Here is a 1,609-nt window from a genome sequence, read left to right as displayed (position 1 = left end):
GCCGCCAATCTTTGCAACAGAGCCCCTATTTCCGTTGCGGTCAATTTCCGGCGCGACATGCTGCATCCTTCGCCTACCGATCCCACGGCGGACCCGCGATTTATTCCGCGCACAATCACCGCCAGCAATTGAAGCGACGGCGCGCTAGGCGCTCAATTCGGCAAGCCGGTGTGGGCGCTGATTCCCATCCCGGCCAGCTCCTCAATGAGCCAGTCTCGAAAGTCCGAAATGGATTTCGCGCCTTCGGCCCGCAAGGCGGCAACGTCTTCCTCTTTGAAACTCCAATCGTCCTTGCCGATGTGGCGCAAGGCGCGCCTGACGCAATGTTTCTGATAGCTGTAGATCGCGCAGCGGAGATACCCGCGAATGATCTTTTCCATAGCCGCATCGTCATTGCGGTGGCGATCTAGCATTGCGTCAAGGTCAGCTATGGACGGATTGGGATCAAGCATGGTCGGCCTCGATCTGTAGGGCGAGCTGGGCGAGGCGATCGGGGGCAAGCAAGTCGTCGGCCGCTAGGTCGATGGCGAAGGGTTCGCCGGGTTCGAGCGGCCGTCGATCGGCGGCGAACGCGGCAAGATAGGGTTGCGCCGCGTCGGTTTCGATCCAGCGCCAGAAGGCAGGCCCTTGGCCGAATAGCCCGGCCTCGAACATATCGAGCCGGGCTTGCGCGAAATCATCGCACATTAGGCGAAGTGGATCACGGCCGATTCAGTGGTCCGCCCCTGCGGACGCACGACAATATCGACCTTACAGCCAAGCCGGGTGAGCATGGCCAGAAGCCGCTCAACCGAGACGCTGCGGAACTGGCCTCGCAGGATGCGCGACAATTCCGGTTGGGTAGATCCCGTAACCTTGGCGGCGGCGATCTGCGTCAATTTACGTTCCTGCATGGCCTCGGCTACACGGGTAACGAGCTGGGCTTTCAAAAGGTGGGTGTCGGGGTCGGCAAAGCCTAGATCGGCAAAGACATTGCCGCTGCCTTCCTCAATGATTTCGTCCTGTGCGCTCATGCTGTGCCTCGCGGGGTCTGGTGTTGCCGGTGATGCTCCTCGGCGGATTTCAGCCGCGTTCGGATCAAATCCATATCGGCCTGCGGCGTGGCCTTGCCCTGCTTGGATTTCTTCTGGAAGGCGTGCAGGACATAGACCGCCTCCGCGAATTTGACCGTATAGACCGTGCGGAACGTATCGCCTTGGTGGTCGTCTATGATCTCGACCACGCCAGCGCCGCCAAAGCCCTTCAACGGCTTAGTGCTGGCGTGCTGCCCGCCTTGCTGCGCAAGGTGCAGGGCATAGCCCATTACGTCCTGCACATCGTCCGGGAACTCCCGAAAATCGCGCTTTGACGATGCCACCCATCGAACCGGCCGTTCCGTATCCATCGCGGCTATTATGCACAAATATACATAGCCCGCAAGCGGAAATTATGCGCGTATGTGCATATTGCCAGCTCGCTATGCCGATTGAGGCGACCGCGATCGGGGCGGCTCAATCGAGCGCCCTGCGCGACGAATGTATCAACGCCGGGGATGCAGGGCCGTAATTTTATGCTAGAGGCCCGGCGCGGCCCACGCCCCCCAATTGGCTCTGTTGCAAAGATTGGCGGC

Annotated in this window: 4 protein-coding genes; all 4 read right to left on the bottom strand. The window is 60.4% G+C overall.

The window, feature by feature from the left end; genetic code table 11:
* Nucleotides 1-152: 152 nt before the first annotated feature.
* Genes L858_RS0119160 through L858_RS0119145 form a run of 4 tightly spaced genes read right to left on the bottom strand, consistent with a single transcriptional unit; the run spans nt 153 to nt 1,384 of the window.
* Nucleotides 153-452: a hypothetical protein gene (locus L858_RS0119160; protein WP_006964373.1), complete on the bottom strand. Its 300-nt coding sequence runs from the start codon at nt 450-452 to the stop codon at nt 153-155.
* Nucleotides 445-687 carry a hypothetical protein gene (locus tag L858_RS0119155; RefSeq protein ID WP_006964372.1) on the bottom strand — a complete coding sequence of 81 codons (243 nt, stop codon included), beginning with the start codon at nt 685-687 and terminating at the stop codon, nt 445-447. The genes L858_RS0119160 and L858_RS0119155 overlap by 8 nt, the downstream gene beginning before the upstream one ends.
* Entirely contained in the window at nt 687-1,013 is a 327-nt protein-coding gene (locus L858_RS0119150; RefSeq protein ID WP_006964370.1) for a helix-turn-helix domain-containing protein, read from the bottom strand. Before L858_RS0119150 ends, L858_RS0119155 begins: the two co-directional genes overlap by 1 nt.
* Nucleotides 1,010-1,384: a type II toxin-antitoxin system RelE/ParE family toxin gene (locus tag L858_RS0119145; protein WP_013041565.1), complete on the bottom strand. Its 375-nt coding sequence runs from the start codon at nt 1,382-1,384 to the stop codon at nt 1,010-1,012. The genes L858_RS0119150 and L858_RS0119145 overlap by 4 nt, the downstream gene beginning before the upstream one ends.
* Nucleotides 1,385-1,609: the final 225 nt, after the last annotated feature.

The organism is Sphingobium bisphenolivorans (assembly GCF_000412635.1).
GTDB classification, from domain to species: Bacteria; Pseudomonadota; Alphaproteobacteria; order Sphingomonadales; family Sphingomonadaceae; genus Sphingobium; species Sphingobium bisphenolivorans.
The sequence above is the reverse complement of the archived record's forward strand: the minus strand, read 5'-3'. Positions and strand labels throughout refer to the sequence as shown.

Coding starts and splice junctions, on each gene's coding strand:
- L858_RS0119160 (WP_006964373.1), bottom strand. CDS start 452: ATGCTTGATCCCAATCCGTCCATAGCTGACCTTGACGCAATGCTAGAT.
- L858_RS0119155 (WP_006964372.1), bottom strand. CDS start 687: ATGTGCGATGATTTCGCGCAAGCCCGGCTCGATATGTTCGAGGCCGGG.
- L858_RS0119150 (WP_006964370.1), bottom strand. CDS start 1,013: ATGAGCGCACAGGACGAAATCATTGAGGAAGGCAGCGGCAATGTCTTT.
- L858_RS0119145 (WP_013041565.1), bottom strand. CDS start 1,384: ATGGATACGGAACGGCCGGTTCGATGGGTGGCATCGTCAAAGCGCGAT.